Raw genomic sequence first — 22,097 nt, 5'->3', positions numbered from 1 at the left:
GACAGCACTTTATGGCTGAAGGTATGGCAGACCAATCTTCTTCTCCCCTGATCTGGATTCTGGCAGGCGAGGCCAGTGGTGATGTATTGGGCGCACGCCTGATGCAGGCTCTGCGCACACGTAATCCCGCTGTGCGGTTTGTGGGTGTGGGCGGGGTGCGGATGGAGGAGCAGGGGCTGCGTAGCCTGTTTCCCATGCGTGATCTGGCTGTCATGGGGCTGGTGGAAATACTGCCCCGGCTTCGCGCACTTTCCGCTCGGCTGAACGAGGCTGTAGATGATATTGCTGCCCGAAAGCCTGATCTGGTAATCACCATTGATAGCCCCGGTTTTGCGTTGCGGTTGCTTAGGCGTATTACCGATAAAGGGATTTTGCGGGTTCATTACGTGGCTCCGCAGGTTTGGGCATGGCGGCAAAAACGCGTCAAAGAGTTCCCTGGCCTGTGGGATGAACTGCTGTGCCTGCTTCCCTTTGAAGAAGCGTTTTTCAGTCGGCATGGACTGTTGACCCGTTTTGTGGGGCACCCCGTTCTTCAGTCTGGCGCGCAGGATGGAGATGGTGCCCGCTTTCACCAACGGCACAAGCTGGAGCCCACGGCGCGCGTGCTGGTGTTGATGCCGGGCAGCCGACGGTCTGAAGCCCCGCGGCTGTTGCCGGCTTTTGGCAAGATGCTGGCTCTGCTCCGTAAGGATATGCCCGATCTGGTGCCGGTTATTCCTGTCTCTCCCGTGGTGGCTGCCACCGTTGAGCGTGAAACGGCAAACTGGCCTGTAAGGCCGGTAATTGTGACGGATGTTCAAGACAAGCATGATGCGTTTGCGGCAGCAGGGGCTGCGTTGACCAAATCAGGCACATCCACCCTTGAACTGGCGTTGGCAGGCGTGCCGATGGCGGTCACGTATAGGGTCAATCCCATTACGGCCTTTATGGCGCGGCGGCTTATCCGGGTGCCGTATGTGGCCATGGTCAATCTACTGGCCGGGCGAGCAGTGGTGCCGGAGCTTTTGCAGGAGCAATGCACGCCTTCCGTTCTGGCTAACGCGGTAAAGGCCCTTTTTGAAAACCCTGACATGGCAAACAGTCAGAAAGAGGCTTTCAAAACGGTTCTGAATGGTTTGCAGGGGCCAGGAGGAAAATTGCCTGCGGATGCTGCTGCCGAGGCTGTGCTGACCCTAATGGCGGAACGACGGGGGTGAGTAAAATATGATCTTAGTTTATCGAAATATCGAATGGAAAGTAATTGGAATATAAATTATATAAATACTTTGAAAATGCAATAAATTTCACTTTATAAAGGATAATGATGATGGGTTTATAATAGAATCTAGTAGGAAAACGGATTTAAGAATATGATCTGCTTGATAAGTAAATATAAAGACAAGGAATTATTTTTTATATGTTAGCCAAATATCATTTAAAAGCTCTTGATGGTATACGTGGGATTGCATGCCTGTTGGTTATAATGGCTCATTATATGATACAGGCAGGCGTGAAAGGGCGGTATGGGCAGCAGACGGGCGCATTAGGGGTTATAATATTTTTTGCGCTGTCTGGTTTTCTTATGATGCATGTAACAAGAAATTTGGAATTCAATGTTAAAAACATCAAAATATTTTTTGTAAAAAGATTTTCACGGGTCATTCCCTTATTTTATATCTCTTTGCTAATTTTATATATTTATCAGAAAATATTCATCGCATTAGGTGTGGATAGTAGTTTTTTTTGGCCTTTAATGAATTAGTATCTATTAAAGAAGTTTTATTAAATTTTATTTTGATAAAGGGGGATGTTGTTTTTTGGAGTATTGGTCCTGAAATAGTATTTTATTTAATATTCCCTATTTTGTGGTATTTTAAAAAATTTGGGAATATGAAATTTCTAATGGTGTGTTTATTTCTTTTTTTATTTGTTAGATCAACTAATTTTTATACATATTGGCCTTTTAATTTTACCAGGATAGGATTTACATTCCAATATTTTCTGTTTGGGTCTTTCTCTTATATCTTTTTTGATGAAAATAGAAATGAAAGAGGAGGTAAGAAAAACTTAATTTTTCTTGTTGCTTTATTTCTTATTTTACCTTTTTCTCCATATTTTGGTGGTAAAATAACGGGTTATGATTGCATGCCAATGGAATACAAAGATTTATATGTAAAGCAGCCATATTTATATTTCATGGTGCCATTTCTTATTGTTTCAGCTGCTAACTCGAAAGTTTCTAATGTGCTTTTTGGTAATGTAATATTTTCTTTTTTGGGAAAAATATCATTTTCCATGTATATTTGGCATTATGTGGTTATAAAAATGTTTTCAAGTTTTATTGGAAATCCTGCGATTAATATTACATTGTTTTTTATATGTGTTTTGATGCCAGTTGTGTCATTTTTAAGTTATCTTTCATATAGATTTGTAGAAACACCCTCATCAAAATGCGCATCACGTATTTTTACAAAAATAGTGAATAAAAATGCATAATTTCTCATTGTGGTGAGCGGGGGATATTTCTTAAAGCGTTCCTGCATCCTGCATCCTGCATCCTGCATCCTGCATCCTGCATCCTGCATCCTGCATCCTGCATCCTGCAGTCTCGTATTCTAGATTTTAATTAGTAAAAATTGTTTGTAATAAAATAACATCATCAAAAAAATCCTTTTACAAACCTGTATTCACAACAGGGGTAGCTTCGCGGTCTCCTATCAGGACAATCAGGAGGTTGGAGATCATGGCGGCGCGTTGTTGGGGGGCGAGTTGATGATCCATGCGGGCTTCAAGGTCTGCCAGTGCATCGTCAATAATGGAGACAGCACCCTGGGTGATGACGCGGCGAGCGGCTATAACGGCGTTGGCGGCCTGTTTGCGCAGCATTGCGCCTGCAATTTCCGGTGCATAGGCCAAGTGAGAAATGCGCGCCTCCACAACATCTATCCCAACGGCTGCCATGCGGAGTTGCAATTCCTGCAGGAGAATACTGGCCAGAACATCGCTTCCATCACGCAGGGTTATTGATGAAAGCGCTTCAGTAAAAGCCGGTGTGCCAGTGCCAGTGCCAGTGCCAGTGCCAGTGCCAGTGCCAGTGCCAGTGTCCCTCGTCGGTAGCGCATCCTGTTGTTCGGTGGGGTCATAGGGGTGGCGGCTGGCAAGCAGGCGGAGGGCTGTTTCGCTCTGGGCGGAGACGTAAAGGCCGTAATTATCCACTTCCAGCGTAGCGCGCGCTGCTTCTGATACACGCCAGATGATAACAGCACCAATCTCTACCGGATTCCCTACGGCATCATTCACTTTCAGGGGGCCGGTTTCCTGGGTCTTGAGCCGCAGCGAGAGTTTCTGGCGTGTATAAAGTGGATTAAGCCAACAGAAACCGGCCTGCGTGAGCGTGCCCTTGTAGCGGCCAAACAACAGGCAGACTGCAGCTTCATTCGGTTGAAGAATGATCAGGCCCTTGAGTAGGAAAAAAGCCAGTAGAAAGCAGGCAATGCCGATAATGGGGAGGCCGGGTGAGGGCACAATGTGCTGGCCCACAAGATAGAACAGCCACGCTCCGGCAATACCCAATGCCAGACACGTTGCCAGAACAGGCCATGCGCTGATGGCGCGGAACGTATGTTCAGTAATGTGTCCGGACCGGATGGTCGTGTTGCCCTCGGGCCGTCCTGTGGGAGGGGACTGTGTGGCTGAGGGCATGGGGCACATCCTTTAATTATAACGGTGCAGAGATGAGGTGTTCAGGCTCCCGCATCAGGAATGCGTGTGCCCATAAAGTTGGTTGGGATCAATTTCCGGTTTTGTCAGTTCTACCAGTCCATCCTGCTCAAATGCACGATAAAAGCAGCTTCTTCGCCCTGTGTGACAGGCTACGCCAATCTGGTTGACCAGCAGCAGCACGGCGTCTGCATCGCAATCCAGACGGGCTTCATGCAGATGCTGCACCTGCCCGGATGTTTCGCCTTTGCGCCAGAGCTTCTTGCGGCTGCGGGAGTAATAACAGACGCGGCCTGTTTGCAGGGTTTCCTGCAGGGCTTCACGCGTCATCCATGCAATCATCAGCACCTCGCCCGTGTCGTGCTGCTGGGCAATGGCGGCAATCAGGCCGGAGGCGTCAAACGAGACGGCATCCAGCATGGTTTCAAGTGCTACGGAGGCAGGAGGAGTGTAGGTCATGAAGGCTCGGGAGTTTCTGGGTTGGAGGAGGAATTGGCGGCATCCAGCGCAGCCGCCAGCCACGCCGGAGGGCGAGGGACCAGCTTATGACCATCACACAGCAATGTCTTTTCAAGTGCTGCTGTTTTCAGGAGCGCGAGCCCGATATGATCCTGTGAGGACCGCAGCGTGCCTACTTCCACCCCATCGGCCAGAACAGGCGTACCCGGTGCAGGGAGTGGAGCCGTGCTGGCAATAGGCACCAGCCGCTTTTTGACCAAGGTGCGGTAATGCATGCGCGCCGTAACTTCCTGGCCCATATAGCATCCCTTCGTCCAGGAAACCCCGCCGAGAAGATCCATATTGGCTTCTGCCACTAGCGTGCGGCCAACTTCACAGTCTTGCACACCATCGGGCAGCCCCAGCACCAGCCTGTGCAGATTATAGTCCTGCTCTGTGGCTGTCAGTGTGGTTTCGGGGGGAGCATCCAGCAAACGCCAGCCTGCGGCTTCCACACGGGGGTCCGCAAAGGTAATGGCGTTTTCCAGCAGGGCGGCTTCCGGGCGTTCGCCCCATGCGGCCAGCACACGCATACCAGTGGGTTCCAGTTGCACATCAGACCTCAGGCGGAAACGCAATAACTGGCTGCGTAGGCTTTCAGCCTGTTCGGTTGCGCACTCCAGCAGCAGGCAGGTGTCGTCCGGGTCTGCCAGCACAAAAAAATCCGCGTGCCAGCGGCCCTGCGGAGTCAGGCAGGCAGACCATGCGGCGCTCCCCGGTGTTAAGGCGGCAATATCGGCTGTAACCAGTCCCTGCAAAAACTTGACCCGGTCTGCGCCAGACAGCTTCAGAACGGTTCTGTTTTCAAGCAGGGCAACATGCGTGACGGATGGCATGGCGTCTTCTCCCAAAAGCATGATGGTCTTCTTGAAATGAGGTTACTGGCTTAACGTTTCAAATACATCCCCGGTGGGGGCAAGGCCACGTATGTGTGTGCGGTGCCACAGGGCATAGAACAACAGCGTCCATGCGGCATGGCCGGTTTTCCGGCCGCCGGCGGCTTGAAACAGGGCACGTACACGTTCTGGCCGGGCAATTTCCTGAATACAGTCCTGCTGCGCTACCAGAGTGCCAAGGCGTTCACCTTGTTCCGCAATCCAGGCCCCGATGGGCACGGTGAAGCCCTGTTTGGGGGCAAACGGTTTTGCTGCCGGACAATGCTGTTCAAGCCAGCGGCGCAGAAGCCATTTGCCCTTGTCTCCGCGCACCCGCAATGTGTCTGGCAGTCGCCACGCAACATCCGCCACCACCGGGTCCAGAAGGGGCGTGCGGCCTTCCAGCCCGTGCGCCATAAGGCAACGGTCCAGCTTGAGGAGGAGGTCGTTCGGCAGCCATTCCGCACAATCAACTGCCTGCGCCGCAGCAAGACGTGATGGCTCACTGGCGGCGTTGACCTCCGCCGCCATAATGCCATCCCGCCAGTCAGCGGGGTGGGTGCGCAGCACATTCAGGCCATCAAACATGCCGCGCCGCCATATGCGGCGCCCCCCGCGCCACCACGGGCGGATGGCGGACCGATACCGGCCATAGCCACAGAACAGTTCATCCCCGCCTTCACCGGAGAGGATAACCCGCACATCCTGCGCTGCCTTTTGGGCCAGAAACCATGTGGGGATAATGGCGTAATCGGCGGCTGGGTCATCCATGCAGGCAACAATGGCGGGCAGATGTTGCCAGACCATGGAGGCTGTAATCCGCACGGTTTCATGCTCCGCCTGCACGCCACGGGCTAGGTCGGCTGCGGCATCCGCTTCATCTGCCGCATTGCGGGCTTCAAAAACTGCCGTCCATGTGCGGAGTTTTTCTGGGCGGGGGAGCCGCGCCATGGCTGTAAGAAGGCTGGCGCTGTCTATGCCACCGGATAGGAACAGGCCAAACGGCACATCAGACCGTTCATGCGCCTGCACGCTGTTCATCAGCGCGGCATCAAGCTGGTGAAGTGCATCTTCCTCTGTCAGCGGAGGCTGATTGGGCACTAGGTCGGGCAGGGGCGAACGGTGTTGCCGGTCCAGAATGCGGCCTTGCACCACGCGCACTGTTTCTCCGGGCATAACGCGGTGAATGGTGCTGAAAATGGTTTCCCGTCCGGTAGTGAACTGAAGTTGCAGCAGTTCATCCCGTGCGGAGGGGCGCATTGTGCGGGGAGCAAGCCCTGCGGCCAGCAGAACGCCAGGTTCTGATGCAAATGCCAGGCCACCTTCAAATTCCGTGACATAGAGTGGCTTTATGCCAAACGGATCACGGCTAAGCAGGAGTTCTTCCTGTGCGCTGTCATACAGTGCAATGGCGTACATCCCTCGCAGGCCACGGGCGTAGTCCGTGCCGTTGCGTTCCCATAACAGGAGGGGGGATTCACAGTCACTGCCGGTTTTGAAATGGCTTTGCCCGATCTGCTGGCGGATCTGGGGGTCATTATAAATCTCGCCATTGGCAATAAGGGTGCCAGTGCCTGCGGAAAGTGGCTGATCTCCTCCTGCCAGATCAATAATGGACAGGCGGGTATGAACCAGATCAGCATGCGGCAGGCGGGCAAAATGCGCACCGTCTGGCCCGCGATGCTTCAGGGCTGCGGCCATGCGGTCCAGCACATCCTGCGGCTTTGGGGATGTGCCGCGGGTATAGACCAGTCCGCCAATGCCGCACATCAGGGGGCCTCCACTGAGGAGAGAAACTGCTGCCAGGCGGTTAGAACCGGGCCAGTGGCGAAGATCTGGTCATAATCCGCGCGCCCTGCAAGGGCCAGCTTGTGGGCAAGGGCAGGATCTTCCAGCGCCGCGCCAAGCTGGCGGGCAAGAGCCTGCGCATCCTCAACAGGAGCCAGCAGGCCGTTTGCTCCAGAACGGATCAGTTCCGTTGGCCCTTGAGAGGCTGCCGCGACGACGGGTTTTGTGGCGGAAAAACCTTCAATCACAACGTTGCCCAACGGTTCATGGCGTGAGGGGCAGACCAGCACGGAGCACGCACGGATCAGCCTGCCCGGTTGTGTGGACCACCCCGGCATCAGCACACGGTCGGCCACGCCTTCCTGTCTGGCGAGCGTTTCAAGAGCTTCACGTTCTGGGCCTTCTCCGCAGATAACCAGCCATTGGCCGGGCAGATGGCGCATGGCGCGGATCAGCACATCAAACGCCTTGTTCTTGTGCAGGCGGCCCAGCGCCAGAATAAAGGGCGCATCAGGCGGCACGCCATCCGGACGGACGGGAGCAGTGGTGGCAAGGTCCGTGGCGAAATTGGGTAGATAGTGCACGCGGTTTTCGGGCCAGCCCTGTTCTTTCATCCAACGGACTAACCCACGGGTGTTGCCAATCAGATGGTCGCATCGGCGATAATAAGAAAGATCATAAAACCCGCCGAGCCGCCCCGCCAGAATCCAGTTGCCTTGTGGCGTGAAACGGGCCGCGCGATTCATCCACGCCACTGTCACACGTGGTGCAAAGGATGTGAGCGCCTGTTTTAGCCGCAAGCGCGTGGTTAGATCAGCCAAACCGCCAAAGCGGAGTTCCGTTGGGGCAATGCCTCCGGCCCGCATCCGCTGTGCGCGGGCGCCTTCCCGTCGGATAATGGGAAGCACCGAGAGGCCGGAGGCCGCCTGCGCTATGCAAAGCCGTTCAAAAAACAGCTCTGCTCCGCCTGTTGCCGCGCCCGCCATAACATGCGCTACCCGGAGCGGTTGCGTATTGGGGGAGGGGGCATGGGCAGAAATGGGGGGCATTGTGGGGCTCATGAGTGTGTTTCTGCCAGCAGGCGTGCAGCAGCTCGGGCGACGGTGGCAACGCTCAGGCCCGCAATAGGGGCCTCACCTTCTGGGCCGGGAGCAACTACCCATGCCGTCTGTTTGCCTGACGGCGCATATTCTGATGCGCGAGAGGGGCCAAATAGACCCAGTGTGGGGGTACCTGCGGCAGCCGCCAGATGCATCAGCCCGGAATCGTTACCGATATACAGGCGGCAACGGGCCAGCATGGCGGCAACCTGCGGCAGGGAAAAATGGCCCCTTGCATCAACAGCATTTGGCAGTGCGTTCAGAACCGGGGCAGCCAGCGCCTGCTCCTGTGGGCCAGGACCATAAAAGATGACAGGCTGGGCATTGGGTATGGCGGCAGAAAGAGCTTCCCATAACGGCAGATAACGCTCAGTCGGCCAGATTTTGCCGGTCCAGTTGGCAGTTGGGCCAAGAGCAATCAGGGGACCCTGTGCCGGCAAGGTTGTGGCAGCAATAGCGTGATCCGCCTTGCTGAGCCAGACGGTGGGCAACGGGGGCGGGGTAAGGTTCAGCAGTTTGGCTAGATGGGTAAGGCGCAAACCTGGCCGCCGTCCGCCGCGCATGATCAACCGCTTGCGCGAGCGCAGGAACAGTGTGGTGGCTGAACCGCGCAGATCTATCGTCAGATCCCATTTCTGCCCCACACAGGCTTTCCATAAATCCAGCCAGTGCAGATCATATTTGCGCTTGTCCATTACCAATACAGCATCGAGTCCCGGCAGATTCTCAAACAGCCCGGCAGCAACGGGGCCGCAGGCAATGGTAAAGCGGGCATCCGGGATGGTGCGTATCAGATGTGCCAGCAGGCCTGTGGAGAGCACGGCATCGCCCAGGCGTGTGGCCGTGATGAAGAGAATACGCATTAGGCCACTGTTATACCGCCCTTTTGTTTTTTCCAAGGCGGGGGATAAGCAGAGAGAAGCGCTCATGCATCAGGAGCGGTATGGACATTTATGCCATGTGTGCCATGAACCCGGCGTTGCAGCGGCCGCCTGATTTTTACCTTTGTGGTGTGTCAGGCAGGAGTGGTTGCTTATCACAGGGAATAAAAAGAATGAGGAAAGGTTTTTTTCTGGTATGTGGCGCGGCCCTTATGGCTGCTCTGCCGGTTGTATCAGGTCAGGCTCAGGCCGCCACCACTGCTTGGACGGCATCCGCCTGCGGTGCGGAACCCACCATGCCTTCCATGGATGTGTCTTCTGTCGAACATTATAACGCGAGTGTTGACAAAGCCACGACATACGAGAAAGCCGCCCGCGCTTATAACGGTTGTGTCGCGCGGACCGCCAACAAGGAAGAAACGGCCATCAGCAATGAAGCGCGTGAAAAAATTGCGCATATTCATGAAGGAAGTGCCGCGGTACAGAAGCGCATTGCCACCAATTTCAGCCGTATGACAGCCGCCCTTAAGGCTGGCAGCAGCAAATTCGGTGGGGGGTCTCACTGAAGTAAAGCCTGCGTAGGGCTCTCTGGCCGGGAGAATGCCCGGCCAGCAGAAGCAGAAAAACGCACGGGATGCACGGCTGTTAGGGACTGTCTTTCCGGGCTGGTGCCTTGTATGATGCGCGCAGGTAGGGCAGATATGCCCGTTACGCACTTATTGAGTTAGCCAGAACGGGAACGGGCCAGACGTGGCAGAAGATGTTTTCAAGGAAGTTGATGACGAACTGAAGGCAGAGCGCCTGCGGCAGGCCGCCCGTCGTTACGCGGGGCTGGGGCTTGGGGTGCTGGTGGTAGTTCTGGCGGGTGCAGGCGCATGGTCCTGGCATCTTTCAAGCCAGAAATCCGCCTCTCTTGCTGCGACAGGGGCTTATCTGACCGCCCTGCGGCAGACGGATCATCTCCCTCCTGCCTCCGCAAATCTCACCCCCTTAGGTGAAACCGCCAAGATAGGCCTTGCCTCCCTTCAGCAGCTTGCAGCGAAAAGCCCCGGTGGCCTTGCAAGCTTGGCACGTTTGCAAGAAGGCGCGGTGCAGGCGGCTCATGGTGATATAAAAGCGGCGCTGGCGGCATGGGATGCCGTGCAGACTGACCAGAAGGCAGATCCGCTTTTGCGCCAGCTTGCCATGTTACTGTGGTGCCAGAAACAGATTGATGCGGGAGACATTCCAAGCCTACGTTCCCGCCTTTCCCTGCTGACGGGTAAGGATAAGGCATGGCATGGGCTGGCAACGGAAGCGCTTGCTACGCTGGATGTGCGAGAAGGGCATATGGATGATGCCCGTAAGAAATTTGCAGAACTGGCTGCGGCGGATGATGTGCCCTCTGGCGTAAGAAGCCGGGCGCAGGCAATGACCCAGGCACTGGATCCTTCGGCAGGGTGAGGCACTTCATGACCAAGACGCGCTCTTCTAACATAGTGCGGGCTCCGCTGGGGCGCCGGAAACTTCTGGCGGGAGCGGCTCTTGCGCCTGCTCTGGCCGGATGCAGCCTGTTTGATGAGGATGAAAAGCCAATTCTGGCCGGGCACAGGACAGATGTACTGTCCTCAGGTTCCGGGTTGGAAGTGGATAAGGAAGACCACACCCCCATTACGCTGCCAGAGCCGATTACGGTTTCTGACTGGCCGCTGGTGGGCCGGGTTGGGTCTCATGTGGGCAGCAACTATAAATGGGCGGGCCTGCGTGAGCGGTGGTCCAAATCCATTGGTGCCGGTATTTCCGAGCCTGATATGCTGGCCTGGGCGGCTCTGGGTGGTTTTGGCCGGGGGCTGATCCAGTCTTCGCCGGTTATTCTAAATGGCCGTCTGTTCATTATGGATGCGCAGGGCGTTGTGCGTGCGTTCTCGTGGCCGCGCATGTCTCATCTGTGGACCATTGACCCCAAGCCGAAAAAGATGCGGTCTAGCAATCTGGGCGGTGGCGTGGCTGTGGATGGAGACACTGTCTATATTGTCAGTGCTATTTCAGAAGCGCTGGCGGTGGATGCGACAACAGGGAAAGTAAAGTGGCGTTCAGATATCGGCACCCCCGGCCGTTCTGCTCCCACGGTTGTTGATGGCCGTGTCTTCTTTGGCACGATTGATGAACGCTTTTTTGCGCTGGATGCCGCAACGGGCCGTCAGCTCTGGTCCTATGGGGCCACGCAGGCAGACACAACGGTGTTTGGGCTGCCGGCACCAGCCTATGCCAACGGGGTGGTGATTGGCGGTTTTGGCGGGGGTGATCTTATCGCTTTCCGTGCTGAAACTGGTGAGGTTGTCTGGAGTGAAATGCTTGGCAACGTGAACAGCCAGGCCAGCACCCTGAACCTGACCTGTGTACGTGGCCTGCCTGTAGTGGTGGACAGCACGGTCTATGCTGTCAGCATGGCGCAGGTTCTGGCCGCCGTGGATATCCGGACCGGGCGTCGGCTGTGGGAACGTGCGGTTGCAAGCCAGAACAGCATTCTGTGCGTAGGGGACTGGCTGTTTGTGGTGTCTCTGGACGAGCAGTTGACCTGCATTGATCGTCTTTCCGGCCATGTGCGCTGGATTACGCAGTTGCGCCGCTTCCGCCGTGTGGATGTGAGCAAAGATATCATAACGTGGATTGGCCCCGTTATGGCTGGTGGGCAACTGGTCTGCATCAGCACTCTGCCGGGTAATGGTGTGGTGCGGGTTAACCCAGTAACTGGCGGTATTATCTCCGTTGATTCTTCTGATGCGGTTTCTTTCGTGCCGCCTATTGTTGTTGATGAGCAAATGTTGATTGTAACGAACGACGGAAAGCTACGCTCTTATGGCTGATCGCCGTCGGCCTATGCGGCCAGTGGCGCCGCTTCCTTCGGGTGACCTCCCGGTTGTGGCCATTGTAGGCCGCCCCAATGTTGGAAAATCCACTCTTTTTAATCGGTTGGTCGGGCGGCGTCAGGCTCTAGTGGCAGATACCCCTGGCGTGACACGTGACCGTAAGGAAGGCCTTGCCATTGTGCGCGGGCGGCATATCCGCCTGATTGATACCGCCGGGCTGGAAGAAGCTGCGCCTGATACGTTGTTTGGCCGTATGCGGTCTTCTTCAGAAGGCGCAATGGTTAATGCGGCTCTGGTGCTGTTCTGTGTGGATGCCCGTGCGGGCATTACACCTGCAGATGAACATTTTGCCCAATGGGTGCGCCGTCAGGGCCGTCCAGTGTTGCTGGTGGCCAACAAGGCTGAAGGCCGGTCTGGTGCTGCTTCTGCCATGGAAGCCTATGCACTTGGGTTGGGTGAACCGGTTGCGGTTTCTGCCGAGCATGGGGAAGGTCTTGCTGACCTCATGTCTGAAATTGTGGAGCATTTGCCTCCCGAACCGGAACCGGAAGAAGAAGAGCTTCCGGAAGATGGGTTTTCTGCTGAGGGAGTGGATGTGCCAGAGGGTGAGGAGGTTCTTGAAGCTCGCCCCAAAGGCCCTATGCGTCTTGCCATTGTTGGCCGTCCTAATGCGGGAAAATCGACTCTGATGAATGCCCTTCTGGGCGAAGAGCGGATGATTACCGGCCCGGAACCCGGCCTGACCCGCGATTCGGTTGCTGTTACGCTTTATGATGATGGCGATGAGTTCGAGGTTGTTGATACAGCCGGTCTGCGCCGAAAGGCGCGGATTGATGAGGCGTTGGAAAAAATGTCCGTTTCGGCTTCCATCGAAGCGCTGAAAATGGCGGAAGTGGCTGTGCTGGTGCTTGATGCCACGCTGGGCGTGCATGAGCAGGATTTGCAGATTGCTCGCCTGATTGAGCGCGAAGGCCGTGCATGCGTTCTGGCGCTCAATAAATGGGATATGGTGGAAGACCGGATAGGCACCCGTAAGGCCATTCTGGATCGGCTGAGCATTTCTCTGGCGCAGATGCGTGGCGTGCCCGTGGTGACTTTTTCCGCCCTGACGGGTGCAGGTCTGCGCCGCCTGTTGCCAGCCGTGCGGGATGCCTGGACAGTCTGGAACGCCCGTGTGCCGACAGGTGAACTGAACCGCTGGTTTGAAGCTGCGCTTGAACGCCATACGCCCCCCTTGGTGGAAGGTCGCCGCCTGAAGCTGCGTTATATGACGCAGGTGAAGTCCCGTCCGCCAACGTTTGTTATTTTCGGCACCCGTGCGGAATTGCTGCCAGAAGATTACAAGCGGTATCTGGTCAATGGCCTGCGTGAAACGTTCGATCTGCCGGGCGTGCCCATTCGCTTGCAGTTGCGTGGTACAAAGAACCCTTACGCAGACCGCTGAGCGAGTGCGCTTCTCATTCTAGGTTTTTCTGAAAAATGCTTTCTTCCGATGGGAGGAAAGCATTTTTCGTTTTTGAGCAGATTTTCCTGAAAGAACATCTCAAAATTTAAACCGTTTTTATGGCAGGTGATGAAGCCATATTAAGGAAGGATATTTTTATGGGATATGACGTCACCATTACCCGTGAAGCCTTTATGTGGCCTGATGCTGGCCGGCCTTTGTTACAGCTTACGCAGGATATGGTTTATGCTGTGGTGGCTACAGATCCGTCGCTTGCTTATGAAGCAGAGAGAAACAAAGACGGTGTCGAAATTGAGGGCCAAGGCACTATAATCTATGTCGGCCACCCTGATAGAGAAATTGTGGAAAGAGGGGAAAATACTCTTTGGTATTATCCTGGCACGATATCCGCCAAGTATCCAGACGATCATCTTATCAAAAAAATGGCCGAAATTGGCGCCAAATTAAAGTGCTTTGTGGTTGGAGATAACGCAGAGGCTTATTTTATAGATGATAAAGGTGAACTTGTTACTGATGATACAGGAGAAAAATTCAAATATATTGTTGGGGATACAGGCAAACGATATGAGATTGATGGTGAGGGACGGTTTGTAAACCTCAACCAGATACCGGATTATCTTGCTGAAAACCGTCATTCCTTTACCCCGGAGGATCAGGCACGATTTATAACGTCAGCACCGCCCTCCCAAGAAAGTCCGAAGATATACGGTTTGGGCATTACGCGATGCGAAGAATTTGCCCAGATGCATGAGCAAAAGAAAATGGACGGAGTGTATTATTATTACACTTGGTACCAGGGCTTCATAAGTGGGCTCAATGTGGTAAGTGGCGCGTACAAGAAAAAAGCGCTGAATTATGCAACGTCTAACCAAGTGTTGGATGAAGACATTACCTTCTTGTATGCCTACAGCAAAGCCAATCCTAAAATGAGTTTTCTGAGTGCCTGTGAAGCCCTTCTGCGTATGCGGAATGCGCGCCACTCCTCTTGATGCGTGTGCTGGCTAGGGGCGTGTGGCAGCGCGTTAATGGATAATCCAAGACAAGGGCAGGCAGATCAGCAGCCCGAATATGGCGATCAGGGTTTCTATAACCGTCCAGCTACGTAGGGTCTGGCTGAGGTTCATGCCCAGATATTCCTTCATCTGCCAAAAGCCCGCATCATTCATCAGACTGAGTCCAACAGATCCCGCACCAGTCACCAGCACCAGAAGCTCGGGAGAGACAGTGGGGGAAGAGGCCAGAATGGGGCCGACAATGCCTGATGCTGTGGTGGTGGCGACGGTAGCTGAGCCTGTGGCAATGCGCACCAGCAGCGCGAGCAGCCATGCCAGCACCAGTAGGGGGACATGAGCCCCCAGCGCCATGTCCGTAATGGAATGCGACAGGCCACTATCAATCAGTTCCCGGCCAAAACCGCCGCCTGCGCCAATCAGCAGCATGATGGTGGCGGTGGGGGCAAGACATTCATTTGAAAATCGCAGAATGGTTTCGCGGGAAAGACCACTGATGCTGCCAAGCAGCCAGAAGGACATCAATGTGGCGACCAGCAGCGCAATATCTGTATTTCCGAGAAAGTGAAGTACACGATACGGCCATGCTGTGGCGGGCCAAATCATCTCCGCCACAGCGCCACCCAGCATGAGAACAACCGGCACTAGCAGCGTAAGGCAGGAAAGAGCGAAAGAAGGGAGCTTCTGCGGTGTGGAGGCACGGGAAAACTGGGCGGCCAGAGCCGTGGGGGCAATGTCTCCCAAGCGTGGCACAATGTAATAGGCGTATAGCGGGCCAGCAATTGCGGCGATAGGTGTGCCGATCAGGATGCCCCAGAATAACGTGCGTGCCGTATGGGCATGGTAGGCCGAAATGGCCAGAAGCGTGGCGGGGTGCGGGGGTACCATAGCGTGCGTGACGGAAAGCGCCGCCGCCATGGGAAATGCCAGCATGGGCAGGGGCAGGCTGTTCTGGCGGGACAGAACAACAGCCAGCGGGATAAGCAAAACGAACCCGACCTCATAAAATACAGGCAGGCCGACTAGCAGACCAATGATCATCATGGCCCAGTTCAGCCGTTTTTTGCCCGCGAGACGGGAGATGGTGAGCGCAATCTGATCAGCTCCTCCGGTTTCGGCCAGAATTTTCCCCAGCATGGTGCCCAGCGCCATGACTCCTGCCACATGCCCGAGCACATGACCCATGCCCGTTTCAAACGAGGCAATGGCTTTTTCCGCAGGCATGCCCGCCACCAGAGCTAACCCGACCGAGACAATAAACAATGTCATGAATGGGTTAAGGCGCACCCATCCAATCAGTAAGACCAGTGTCAGGATGGCGGCGGCTGTCAGCACCGTAGCGAGAAGAGGCGTCATGGTCTGAGGATGGAGCGAGCCGGGAGGGCGCTGTCAACTCCTTGATTGAAGGGACGATGCCTCTGATGCGGCGTTGTGTGACAAACTTCGGGCACAAGGGCGTGAAAACGCGGAGAATACTCCATCGGGGAAAACCGGGCGTGTTATAGCAAGCCTGTTGCACGTTTTCGTGTGAAGGGATGCCTCACAGGCGCGGCGGATAAAATACTTTCTCTTTCGGAAGAGGAATGGCACAGAGGCGCGCAGCGCAAGATCATGACGTTAATGAAACAGGAGCTTTGTAGCCCATGGCAGACCTTGCGCATCCGGATGAGCGCTTAAATACTTCTTCTTCAGCGGATGGCCTGCAAGGGTCGGCGCGCACAATGGCTGTGATTGCCGTCTCTCTTTCCGTGCTACTGGCCTTGCTTGATTACGCCATTGCCAATGTGGCGTTGCCCGACATAGCACGAGACCTCAAGGCATCCGCCTCCGCTTCCATCTGGGTGGTGAACGCCTATCAGCTTGCCAGTCTGGTTTCCCTGCTGCCTCTGGCGTCCTTGGGGAACAAGGTCGGGTTTTCGCGGTTGTGCCGGGCCGGGATCATGGTGTTCATGGCATCTTCCCTGCTGTGCGCCACCGCAACATCTCTGCCCATGCTGGCGGGGGCGCGGGTGCTTCAGGGTATTGGCGGCGCCTGCATCATGAGCGTGAATATTGCGTTGCTGCGCTTTATTTATCCTCATGCGGAAATCGGGCGCGGTATTGCTCTTAACGGGGTTGTAGTGGCTGTGGGCGTGGCTCTTGGCCCTACGGCAGCAGCGGTTATTCTCAGTGTCGCGTCCTGGCCGTGGCTGTTCTGGGTCAATCTCCCCTTGGGGGCTTTGGCGTTGATTATGGCTTTCAAAGCCCTGCCGGAAACACCCCGCAGTAACCAGAAATCTGACACTCTGGGCAGTTTTTTGTGCATTCTGGGCGTAGGTGCCTTGGTGATGGGGTGTGACGAACTTTCCCATCACGGTAACGTGGCACTTTCCGTCTGCCTGATTGTCATAGGACTTGGTGCAGGTGTGGTGCTGGTGCGGCGCGAGGCAGAAGCGCCTCAGCCCATTCTGCCCGTTGATCTGCTGGCCAGACCGGACTTTGCCGTGGCGTTTGCTACAGGCTTTCTGGGGTTTGTGGCCTCCAACTTCTACATCATTTCCATGCCGTTCACCTTGCATGATGAACTGGGCCTGAGTGCTGCGCTGACAGGCTTGCTGATTACCCCATGGCCTATTGGTATCATGTGTGCGGCCCCTGTAGTAAGGCGGGTGGCGGATAGTGTTTCTGCCGGTGTGCTCTCATCCATCGGGCTGTCTGTTACCGCCACGGGCTTTCTGTTGTTGTGGCTCCTGCCATTGCAGCCGTCCGTTTTGGATATTGCCTGGCGTACAGCCCTTGCCGGGTGGGGGTTCGGTTTTTTTCAGCCACCCAATAATCGCGCCATGATGGTTTCTGTCTCCCATGCCCGTGCCGGCGGAGCCAGCGGCATGGTGCAGGTGGCCCGGCAGGCAGGGCAGGCATTCGGCGCGATGGGGGTGGCAGCGTTCTTTGCCCAGTTCGCGCATGAAGGCGCACGGGCCTGCCTGCTGGCTGCCACCTGTGTGGCAGCCAGTGCGGCGGCTTTAAGTGCAAGCCGCCTGTTTATGCGTGGGTAATCAGATCTCGCTTTCCAGGAAGATACGGTTGGTATCGCCCATCCATGCGCCGTAATAGCGGTCCAGCCACCGTTCAGCCTGCGTGGGGGCACCAGCGGCAAGAGCGGTGAGGGGGGCCAGATAGGCCCACTCTTCCACGCCATTGTCATCCACAATGCCGCGGCCTTGCAAGCCATCCATGGCAATGCCGATCATCTGTGCGGCCAGATCGCGCACCGTGCCGTCGCCCCATGGTGTGTCCAGTGCCTGCATGGGCACAAGGCTGCGCAGCTTCACGTAATCTTCCCACGGGCGTTCGCGCACCAGTTCGTAAGCGGCTTCCAGCGCGGCGTCATCATACAGCAGGCCCACCCACAGGGCGGACTGCGCCATCATCATTTCAAAGGAGCCTGCATCGGCTCCCCGCATTTCCAGAAACTGTTTAAGGCGCACATCCGGGAAGGCTGTAGTCAGGTGATCTTCAAAATCACCCAGCGTGGGGGTGACATCATCCAGTCCGTCCTGATGCTCTCCATTCATCCAGGCACGGAAAGACCGGCCCGCCACGTTGCGCATTTTGCCATTGCGCATGATGAAATACATGGGAACATCAAGCGCCCATTCCGCATAGCGTTCAAAACTGAAGTCTTTTTCAAACACACAGGCGGGCATGCCGGAGCGGGCGTTGTCCGTATCTGTCCAGATTCGTGCCCGGTTTGAGAGAAAGTTATTGGGCTTGCCCTCGACAAACGGCGAGTTGGCGAACAGCGCGGTCGCCACAGGTTGCAGGGCCAGCGAGACCTGCATCTTGCGGACCATGTCCTGTTCCGAAGCAAAATCCAGATTGACCTGCACAGTGCAGGTGCGCTGCATCATGTCCAGTCCCAGTTTGCCCACCTTAGGCATGTAATCCCGCATGATGGCGTAGCGTGATTTGGGCATCCAGGGTTGGTCGTCACGGGAGGCAGTGGGGTGGAAGCCCAAAGGGGCAAAGCCCAGCCCCAGCTTGCGGGCCAGTGGGCGCACGGCCTCGTAATGGTCGTTTAGTTCCTGCGCAGTTTCATGCAACGTTCGCAACGGCGCGCCGGAGAGTTCAAACTGGCCTGCCGGTTCAAGGGAAATGCCCGCCCCTTTGGCGTCATTCTGCCCTTTCAGGCCGATAATGCTGCCGGTATCCAGAATAGGCTGCCAGTCATCTGGCGCGCTTTTCTGTAGCCCGATCAGCAGGTCCTCAATGCCAGCAGGGGCATAGGGTGGGGCGGCGTAGGCCGGGCGGCCCCCCTGTGGGTTACTGCCATTGCTGGCGGCTTCCGGGCGGATGAAGCCAAATTTCTCATGCTCGGTGCCAATGCGCCATGCGTCTCGAGGTTTGCATCCCTGCGCCAGAATTTCGGCCAACTGCGAAACAGAGCGGACAGGCGTATCGTCTAGGGCACCAGCGTTGGACATGAGAGCGTATTGTTCCTTGAAAGTCGATCCGTGGCGCTGCACGGCTCAGAACGGAGAAGTAAGGTTATTGTGACTGATCCTGTGTAGAGCGCAAGCCGTCACTCATCAAAGCCAGTCCCGACGCCACGGCGGTATCCGCACGCAGCACCAATGGGCCGAGCGAGACAGGGGCAACAAAGGGGCGCGCAAGGAGGGCCTGACATTCCGCATCACTCAGGCCGCCTTCCGGACCAATCAGCAATCCATCCCCGGCGCGGGCATCCCGAAACGTTACGTTTGGGGCGAGCCCTCGGTCCTGTGTGCGTTCTATTGCGGCAAATAGGCGGTGGTTTTCCGGCCAGGAACCAAGCAGCGTTGTCAACTGGCATGGTTCGGCAACATGCGGAATATCCATCCGCTCACATTGCTCGGCGGCTTCCGTGGCAATGGCGGTCAGCCGGTCAAGATTGACGCGATGCGTATTGGTTCGCTCTGTTATCAGCGGTTGGAAGTTGGTCACACCAAGCTCCGTGCCCATGCGCAGTACCAGATCTGTGGCATCCCGCTTCAGGAGAGCAAAGGCAAGCACAAGGGCGGGTGGGGGCAGCGGTGCGCGTAAGCGTTCTGCTAACAGGAGGCTGCCTTTATCCTTGCGGATGTGGTTGAGCGTTGCCAGCCATTCGCCCATGCTGCCGTTGAAAATGCGTACGGAATCGCCTGCCTGCTTGCGCAGCACAGTCCCCAGATACCGGGCCTGCGCAGGCGGCAGCGGGCAGGACGCGCCCGGAGCGGCTACCGGCAACGTGTCGGCTGGTATGTAAAGGCGAGGAAGGTGGGCGTGGGCGCTCATGCTCTGATGATCTGGCTGAAAAAGGGGAGCGGGCAGGGTACCCACAGAATGAGGAGGTCACATTTAGGCGCGAACGGCCTGTTATGCAAAGGTCTTCATGAGGAACCAGTTTGTGACATCCCTTCAATCGTCGTATGAGGGCCGGGATAGGGCTTTCTGCATTCGCTATCATGCGGAGGGATCAGGATAGCCCCGTCATGGCGTGTTCTCGGCCCCCGCAGCATGTAGGCTCTGGGTTTGCAGGGTGGGTGGGGCTGTAAAGGGTGCTCAGGCAGTTTTTTACGGGAATTGCCCATGGAAATGTTTCAGCAATCAGGGATAAATCAGCCCCGTGTCCGTATCAGCCTCCTCTTCTCATACTGATATCAAAACCACGGGGTGGATTAGCCGCCTTCCTGCTGGCTTGCAGGCGTATGCCCTGCTGGCGCGGCTGGATCGGCCCATTGGCACGTGGTTATTGTTCCTGCCCGGCGTGTGGGGAATCCTGCTGCCGCGTGATGTGATGGTGGCGGAGCGGGTGCGGCTGATCATCCTGTTTGGCATTGGCAGTCTTGTCATGCGCGCTGCGGGCTGCGTGGTGAATGACATGTGGGACCGTGATATTGACCGTCAGGTGGTGCGCACGGCAGGCCGTCCGCTGGCGTCCGGCGCATTGAGCATGCGGCAGGCGGTCCTGTTCCTGCTGCTGCTGCTGCTGATCGGGCTGGCGGTTCTGGTGCAGTTGAACGGATTATCCTGTCTGCTTGGTGTGTCTTCTCTGGTGCTGGTGGCCCTTTATCCGTTGGCAAAGCGGTTTACGTGGTGGCCGCAACTGGTGATGGGCTTCACGTTCGGGTTTGGCGCGCCTATGGGTTATGCTGCCGCTGCGGGTGCTCTTTCCTGGGCGCAGGCGGCGCTCTATGGCGCGACCATTCTGTGGCAGCTGGGCTTTGACACCATATATGGTTTTCAGGACATGGAAGATGATGCCCGCATTGGTGTGAAGTCTACGTCCCGACTGTGGGTGTCACAGGCGCGCGGATTTATCGGGGCGTGCTACGCAGGTATGGTAGGGCTGCTGGCTGTTGCCGGTGGGCTGGCGGGAGTTGGTCTGCTGTTCTGGCCCGCGCTGCTTCTGCCGGCTGTGCTGCTGGCGCGGCAGGCGACCACGGTAAACCCCGCAGATCCGGCTCTCTGCCTCACGCAATTCCGCTTCAGCCGCGAAATTGGGCTGGCTGTTGCTTTGGCGCTCGTGTTGGGGCGTGTCGCTGTCTGAGGAATACGTGGGAAGAAGGTCCTGTGGTGGGTTTAAAGGGCACGAAAGCAGCCGTGTTATGCGGCGCGCTTGCTTTGATGTTCGCGTAATGGCTTTACCTTAGTCTTTCTGAGAATTTTCCCTTCCCATACATCCGACATTGTCTGCATGGCGCGTTAGACCGGGGAGGGAGGAGGTACGATTAGCGTATGGCCCAAGAATGTCATGCCGCAGGAAGGGATTCCCGAGAGTGCCGCCATCGTCCCTGTTACAGTTGGCGGGAGAGTGCCATAATAATGGCGTGAGAGGACGGTCTGATAGCGGGCTCCGTCCTCAATAGGTCCCAGTAGGAATATCAGAACATATGACCATGGTTTCACGCGCCTTTTCCTCATTTCGGCATGAGTTGGTGGCTGGTGCGGTGCTCCTGCTGCCGGTTATTGCCGGAGGCAGTGTTTCTGTGGCGTCAGCCCAAGAAGCTGGCGCGCGGATGTCCGTGCCGCAGCAGGAGGCTGCCGCCCCAGAGTCTGCGCCGCTTTCCGACTCTGATCGGGCATGGTTGGTAAAGATTGAGCAGGCGTTGAACAGCGCCACCACCTTTCAGGCGCGGATGCAGCAACTGGATGCCGACGGCAAACGTACAACGGGTGTGGTGTGGATGAAGCGGCCTGGCCAGATGCGTTTGGCGTATGATCCACCCACCCCGCTTTTGCTGGTGGCGAACGACGGAAAGGTAGTGTTCCGTGATAACCAGTTGGATCAGACCACGGTTATTCCCATGGAGCGTACTCCGTTAGGCTTGCTGTTGCGTCAGCATGTCAGCCTCTCTGACGATGTGACCATTACCGGCTTCGCTCATGAAGGCGGGCTGGTGCAGGTCTCATTGGTAAGAACATCCTCTCCGGGCGATGGCAGCCTGACATTGGTGTTCCATGACAAACCTGTGTCACTGCGCTCATGGAGTGTGTTGGATTCGCAAGGACGGGAGACACGTGTGACACTGTTTGATGTGCATACTGGCATCAGCATTCCCACTAATACATTTACTCTCCCCGCTCAGCCTGAATAAAAAACGGCAGGAAGAGCCTTCAGGGGCTTCGGCTTCCGTAGTTTGCAGCCGTTGATTTTGCCTCTGGGTGGCGTGGCAAGGAGCGTCGAATTCGGCTTTTTCATAGCCGCCCTGAGCGTGTTTGGGTCGGAGTGGGCCACTATAGGCTGGCGGTGTGAACCCAGAGCAAAATCTGCTTGCTACCGTCCTCACACTCCAGATTCGGAAAGATGCGGACAGCCATGCGGGAGAGAGGCCAGTTTTCTGGGCCAGTGTGACTGGAAAATGCCGGGCCTCAGAGCGATATAAGAAGCCGGAATGGTAATCCCCCCATAAAAAGAGTGACTTTTGAATGAGA

The 22,097-nt window shown here is 56.1% G+C and carries 20 protein-coding genes; 11 read left to right on the top strand and 9 right to left on the bottom strand.

Annotated features, from left to right (window positions below; all coding sequences use genetic code 11):
• Window positions 1-23: 23 nt before the first annotated feature.
• The 3 genes from lpxB (at window position 24) to AD944_RS16370 (ending at window position 2,475) form a co-directional block, all read left to right on the top strand.
• Window positions 24-1,196, top strand: coding sequence for a lipid-A-disaccharide synthase (gene lpxB / locus AD944_RS08595; RefSeq protein ID WP_045543580.1), 1,173 nt, complete (start codon window positions 24-26; stop codon window positions 1,194-1,196).
• A gap of 200 nt (window positions 1,197-1,396) precedes the next feature.
• Entirely contained in the window at window positions 1,397-1,741 is a 345-nt protein-coding gene (locus tag AD944_RS17575; RefSeq protein ID WP_061474821.1) for an acyltransferase family protein, read from the top strand.
• The gene (locus tag AD944_RS16370) at window positions 1,723-2,475 is read left to right on the top strand and encodes an acyltransferase family protein (RefSeq protein WP_082784190.1); all 753 of its coding nucleotides are present in this window, start codon (window positions 1,723-1,725) and stop codon (window positions 2,473-2,475) included. Before AD944_RS17575 ends, AD944_RS16370 begins: the two co-directional genes overlap by 19 nt.
• A gap of 177 nt (window positions 2,476-2,652) precedes the next feature.
• Here AD944_RS16370 and AD944_RS08585 read toward each other — a convergent pair whose 3' ends face one another.
• Genes AD944_RS08585 through AD944_RS08560 form a run of 6 tightly spaced genes read right to left on the bottom strand, consistent with a single transcriptional unit; the run spans window position 2,653 to window position 8,823 of the window.
• The gene (locus tag AD944_RS08585; RefSeq protein ID WP_052427135.1) at window positions 2,653-3,681 is read right to left on the bottom strand and encodes an SPFH domain-containing protein; all 1,029 of its coding nucleotides are present in this window, start codon (window positions 3,679-3,681) and stop codon (window positions 2,653-2,655) included.
• A gap of 54 nt (window positions 3,682-3,735) precedes the next feature.
• Window positions 3,736-4,158, bottom strand: coding sequence for a phosphoribosyl-AMP cyclohydrolase (gene hisI / locus AD944_RS08580; protein WP_045542025.1), 423 nt, complete (start codon window positions 4,156-4,158; stop codon window positions 3,736-3,738).
• Complete coding sequence (gene ygfZ / locus AD944_RS08575; RefSeq protein WP_045542038.1) at window positions 4,155-5,033, bottom strand: CAF17-like 4Fe-4S cluster assembly/insertion protein YgfZ; 879 nt, start codon at window positions 5,031-5,033, stop codon at window positions 4,155-4,157. Before ygfZ ends, hisI begins: the two co-directional genes overlap by 4 nt.
• Window positions 5,034-5,075: 42 nt before the next feature.
• Window positions 5,076-6,842 (bottom strand): asparagine synthase (glutamine-hydrolyzing), encoded by a 1,767-nt coding sequence (gene asnB, locus AD944_RS08570; protein WP_045542026.1) that lies wholly within the window; start codon window positions 6,840-6,842, stop codon window positions 5,076-5,078.
• The gene (locus tag AD944_RS08565; protein ID WP_045542039.1) at window positions 6,842-7,909 is read right to left on the bottom strand and encodes a glycosyltransferase; all 1,068 of its coding nucleotides are present in this window, start codon (window positions 7,907-7,909) and stop codon (window positions 6,842-6,844) included. Before AD944_RS08565 ends, asnB begins: the two co-directional genes overlap by 1 nt.
• 8 nt (window positions 7,910-7,917) lie before the next feature.
• Window positions 7,918-8,823 (bottom strand): glycosyltransferase family 9 protein, encoded by a 906-nt coding sequence (locus AD944_RS08560; protein WP_045542027.1) that lies wholly within the window; start codon window positions 8,821-8,823, stop codon window positions 7,918-7,920.
• Between the two features lie 191 nt (window positions 8,824-9,014).
• On the opposite strand from AD944_RS08560, the gene AD944_RS08555 reads away from it, so the two are divergent.
• The 5 genes from AD944_RS08555 to AD944_RS08535 all read left to right on the top strand — a co-directional run bounded on the left by AD944_RS08555 (window position 9,015) and on the right by AD944_RS08535 (window position 14,144).
• Window positions 9,015-9,407: a hypothetical protein gene (locus AD944_RS08555; RefSeq protein ID WP_045542028.1), complete on the top strand. Its 393-nt coding sequence runs from the start codon at window positions 9,015-9,017 to the stop codon at window positions 9,405-9,407.
• Window positions 9,408-9,591: 184 nt separating this feature from the next.
• The gene (locus AD944_RS08550; RefSeq protein WP_045542029.1) at window positions 9,592-10,284 is read left to right on the top strand and encodes a tetratricopeptide repeat protein; all 693 of its coding nucleotides are present in this window, start codon (window positions 9,592-9,594) and stop codon (window positions 10,282-10,284) included.
• Window positions 10,285-10,292: 8 nt separating this feature from the next.
• Window positions 10,293-11,687, top strand: a complete 1,395-nt coding sequence (locus tag AD944_RS08545; protein WP_045542030.1) for a PQQ-like beta-propeller repeat protein — start codon at window positions 10,293-10,295, stop codon at window positions 11,685-11,687.
• Window positions 11,680-13,134 (top strand): ribosome biogenesis GTPase Der, encoded by a 1,455-nt coding sequence (der, locus tag AD944_RS08540; protein WP_082741189.1) that lies wholly within the window; start codon window positions 11,680-11,682, stop codon window positions 13,132-13,134. Before AD944_RS08545 ends, der begins: the two co-directional genes overlap by 8 nt.
• A gap of 119 nt (window positions 13,135-13,253) precedes the next feature.
• Window positions 13,254-14,144, top strand: coding sequence for a hypothetical protein (locus AD944_RS08535; protein ID WP_045542031.1), 891 nt, complete (start codon window positions 13,254-13,256; stop codon window positions 14,142-14,144).
• A gap of 33 nt (window positions 14,145-14,177) precedes the next feature.
• Here the strand turns inward: AD944_RS08535 and AD944_RS08530 are convergent, their stop codons facing one another.
• Window positions 14,178-15,521, bottom strand: a complete 1,344-nt coding sequence (locus AD944_RS08530) for a GntT/GntP/DsdX family permease (RefSeq protein ID WP_045542032.1) — start codon at window positions 15,519-15,521, stop codon at window positions 14,178-14,180.
• 287 nt (window positions 15,522-15,808) lie between these two features.
• On the opposite strand from AD944_RS08530, the gene AD944_RS08525 reads away from it, so the two are divergent.
• Window positions 15,809-17,200, top strand: coding sequence for an MFS transporter (locus AD944_RS08525; RefSeq protein WP_045542033.1), 1,392 nt, complete (start codon window positions 15,809-15,811; stop codon window positions 17,198-17,200).
• On the opposite strand, the gene AD944_RS08520 is transcribed toward AD944_RS08525, so the two are convergent.
• Window positions 17,201-18,628 (bottom strand): glutamate--cysteine ligase, encoded by a 1,428-nt coding sequence (locus AD944_RS08520; protein WP_045542034.1) that lies wholly within the window; start codon window positions 18,626-18,628, stop codon window positions 17,201-17,203.
• A gap of 64 nt (window positions 18,629-18,692) precedes the next feature.
• Window positions 18,693-19,457 carry a 16S rRNA (uracil(1498)-N(3))-methyltransferase gene (locus AD944_RS08515; protein WP_045542035.1) on the bottom strand — a complete coding sequence of 255 codons (765 nt, stop codon included), beginning with the start codon at window positions 19,455-19,457 and terminating at the stop codon, window positions 18,693-18,695.
• Window positions 19,458-19,788: 331 nt separating this feature from the next.
• Between AD944_RS08515 and ubiA the strand changes: the two genes are divergently transcribed.
• Both ubiA and AD944_RS08505 read left to right on the top strand, forming a co-directional pair.
• On the top strand, window positions 19,789-20,712 hold the full coding sequence (ubiA, locus tag AD944_RS08510) for a 4-hydroxybenzoate octaprenyltransferase (protein WP_045542036.1): 924 nt from the start codon (window positions 19,789-19,791) through the stop codon (window positions 20,710-20,712).
• Between the two features lie 469 nt (window positions 20,713-21,181).
• Window positions 21,182-21,760, top strand: coding sequence for a LolA family protein (locus tag AD944_RS08505; RefSeq protein ID WP_045542041.1), 579 nt, complete (start codon window positions 21,182-21,184; stop codon window positions 21,758-21,760).
• Window positions 21,761-22,097: the final 337 nt, after the last annotated feature.

The organism is Acetobacter tropicalis (assembly GCF_001580915.1).
Taxonomy (GTDB): Bacteria; Pseudomonadota; Alphaproteobacteria; order Acetobacterales; family Acetobacteraceae; genus Acetobacter; species Acetobacter tropicalis.
Note: the sequence above shows the minus strand (reverse complement) of the source record. Positions and strands in the feature narration are given on the sequence as shown.

What these genes read in the sequence shown, in the direction of transcription:
- lpxB (WP_045543580.1), top strand. Translation starts at nt 24, where the DNA reads ATGGCAGACCAATCTTCTTCTCCCCTGATCTGGATTCTGGCAGGCGAG.
- AD944_RS17575 (WP_061474821.1), top strand. Translation starts at nt 1,397, where the DNA reads ATGTTAGCCAAATATCATTTAAAAGCTCTTGATGGTATACGTGGGATT.
- AD944_RS08585 (WP_052427135.1), bottom strand. Translation starts at nt 3,681, where the DNA reads ATGCCCTCAGCCACACAGTCCCCTCCCACAGGACGGCCCGAGGGCAAC.
- hisI (WP_045542025.1), bottom strand. Translation starts at nt 4,158, where the DNA reads ATGACCTACACTCCTCCTGCCTCCGTAGCACTTGAAACCATGCTGGAT.
- ygfZ (WP_045542038.1), bottom strand. Translation starts at nt 5,033, where the DNA reads ATGCCATCCGTCACGCATGTTGCCCTGCTTGAAAACAGAACCGTTCTG.
- asnB (WP_045542026.1), bottom strand. Translation starts at nt 6,842, where the DNA reads ATGTGCGGCATTGGCGGACTGGTCTATACCCGCGGCACATCCCCAAAG.
- AD944_RS08565 (WP_045542039.1), bottom strand. Translation starts at nt 7,909, where the DNA reads ATGCCCCCCATTTCTGCCCATGCCCCCTCCCCCAATACGCAACCGCTC.
- AD944_RS08560 (WP_045542027.1), bottom strand. Translation starts at nt 8,823, where the DNA reads ATGCGTATTCTCTTCATCACGGCCACACGCCTGGGCGATGCCGTGCTC.
- AD944_RS08555 (WP_045542028.1), top strand. Translation starts at nt 9,015, where the DNA reads ATGAGGAAAGGTTTTTTTCTGGTATGTGGCGCGGCCCTTATGGCTGCT.
- AD944_RS08545 (WP_045542030.1), top strand. Translation starts at nt 10,293, where the DNA reads ATGACCAAGACGCGCTCTTCTAACATAGTGCGGGCTCCGCTGGGGCGC.
- der (WP_082741189.1), top strand. Translation starts at nt 11,680, where the DNA reads ATGGCTGATCGCCGTCGGCCTATGCGGCCAGTGGCGCCGCTTCCTTCG.
- AD944_RS08535 (WP_045542031.1), top strand. Translation starts at nt 13,254, where the DNA reads ATGGCAGGTGATGAAGCCATATTAAGGAAGGATATTTTTATGGGATAT.
- AD944_RS08530 (WP_045542032.1), bottom strand. Translation starts at nt 15,521, where the DNA reads ATGACGCCTCTTCTCGCTACGGTGCTGACAGCCGCCGCCATCCTGACA.
- AD944_RS08525 (WP_045542033.1), top strand. Translation starts at nt 15,809, where the DNA reads ATGGCAGACCTTGCGCATCCGGATGAGCGCTTAAATACTTCTTCTTCA.
- AD944_RS08520 (WP_045542034.1), bottom strand. Translation starts at nt 18,628, where the DNA reads ATGTCCAACGCTGGTGCCCTAGACGATACGCCTGTCCGCTCTGTTTCG.
- AD944_RS08515 (WP_045542035.1), bottom strand. Translation starts at nt 19,457, where the DNA reads ATGAGCGCCCACGCCCACCTTCCTCGCCTTTACATACCAGCCGACACG.
- AD944_RS08505 (WP_045542041.1), top strand. Translation starts at nt 21,182, where the DNA reads ATGTCCGTGCCGCAGCAGGAGGCTGCCGCCCCAGAGTCTGCGCCGCTT.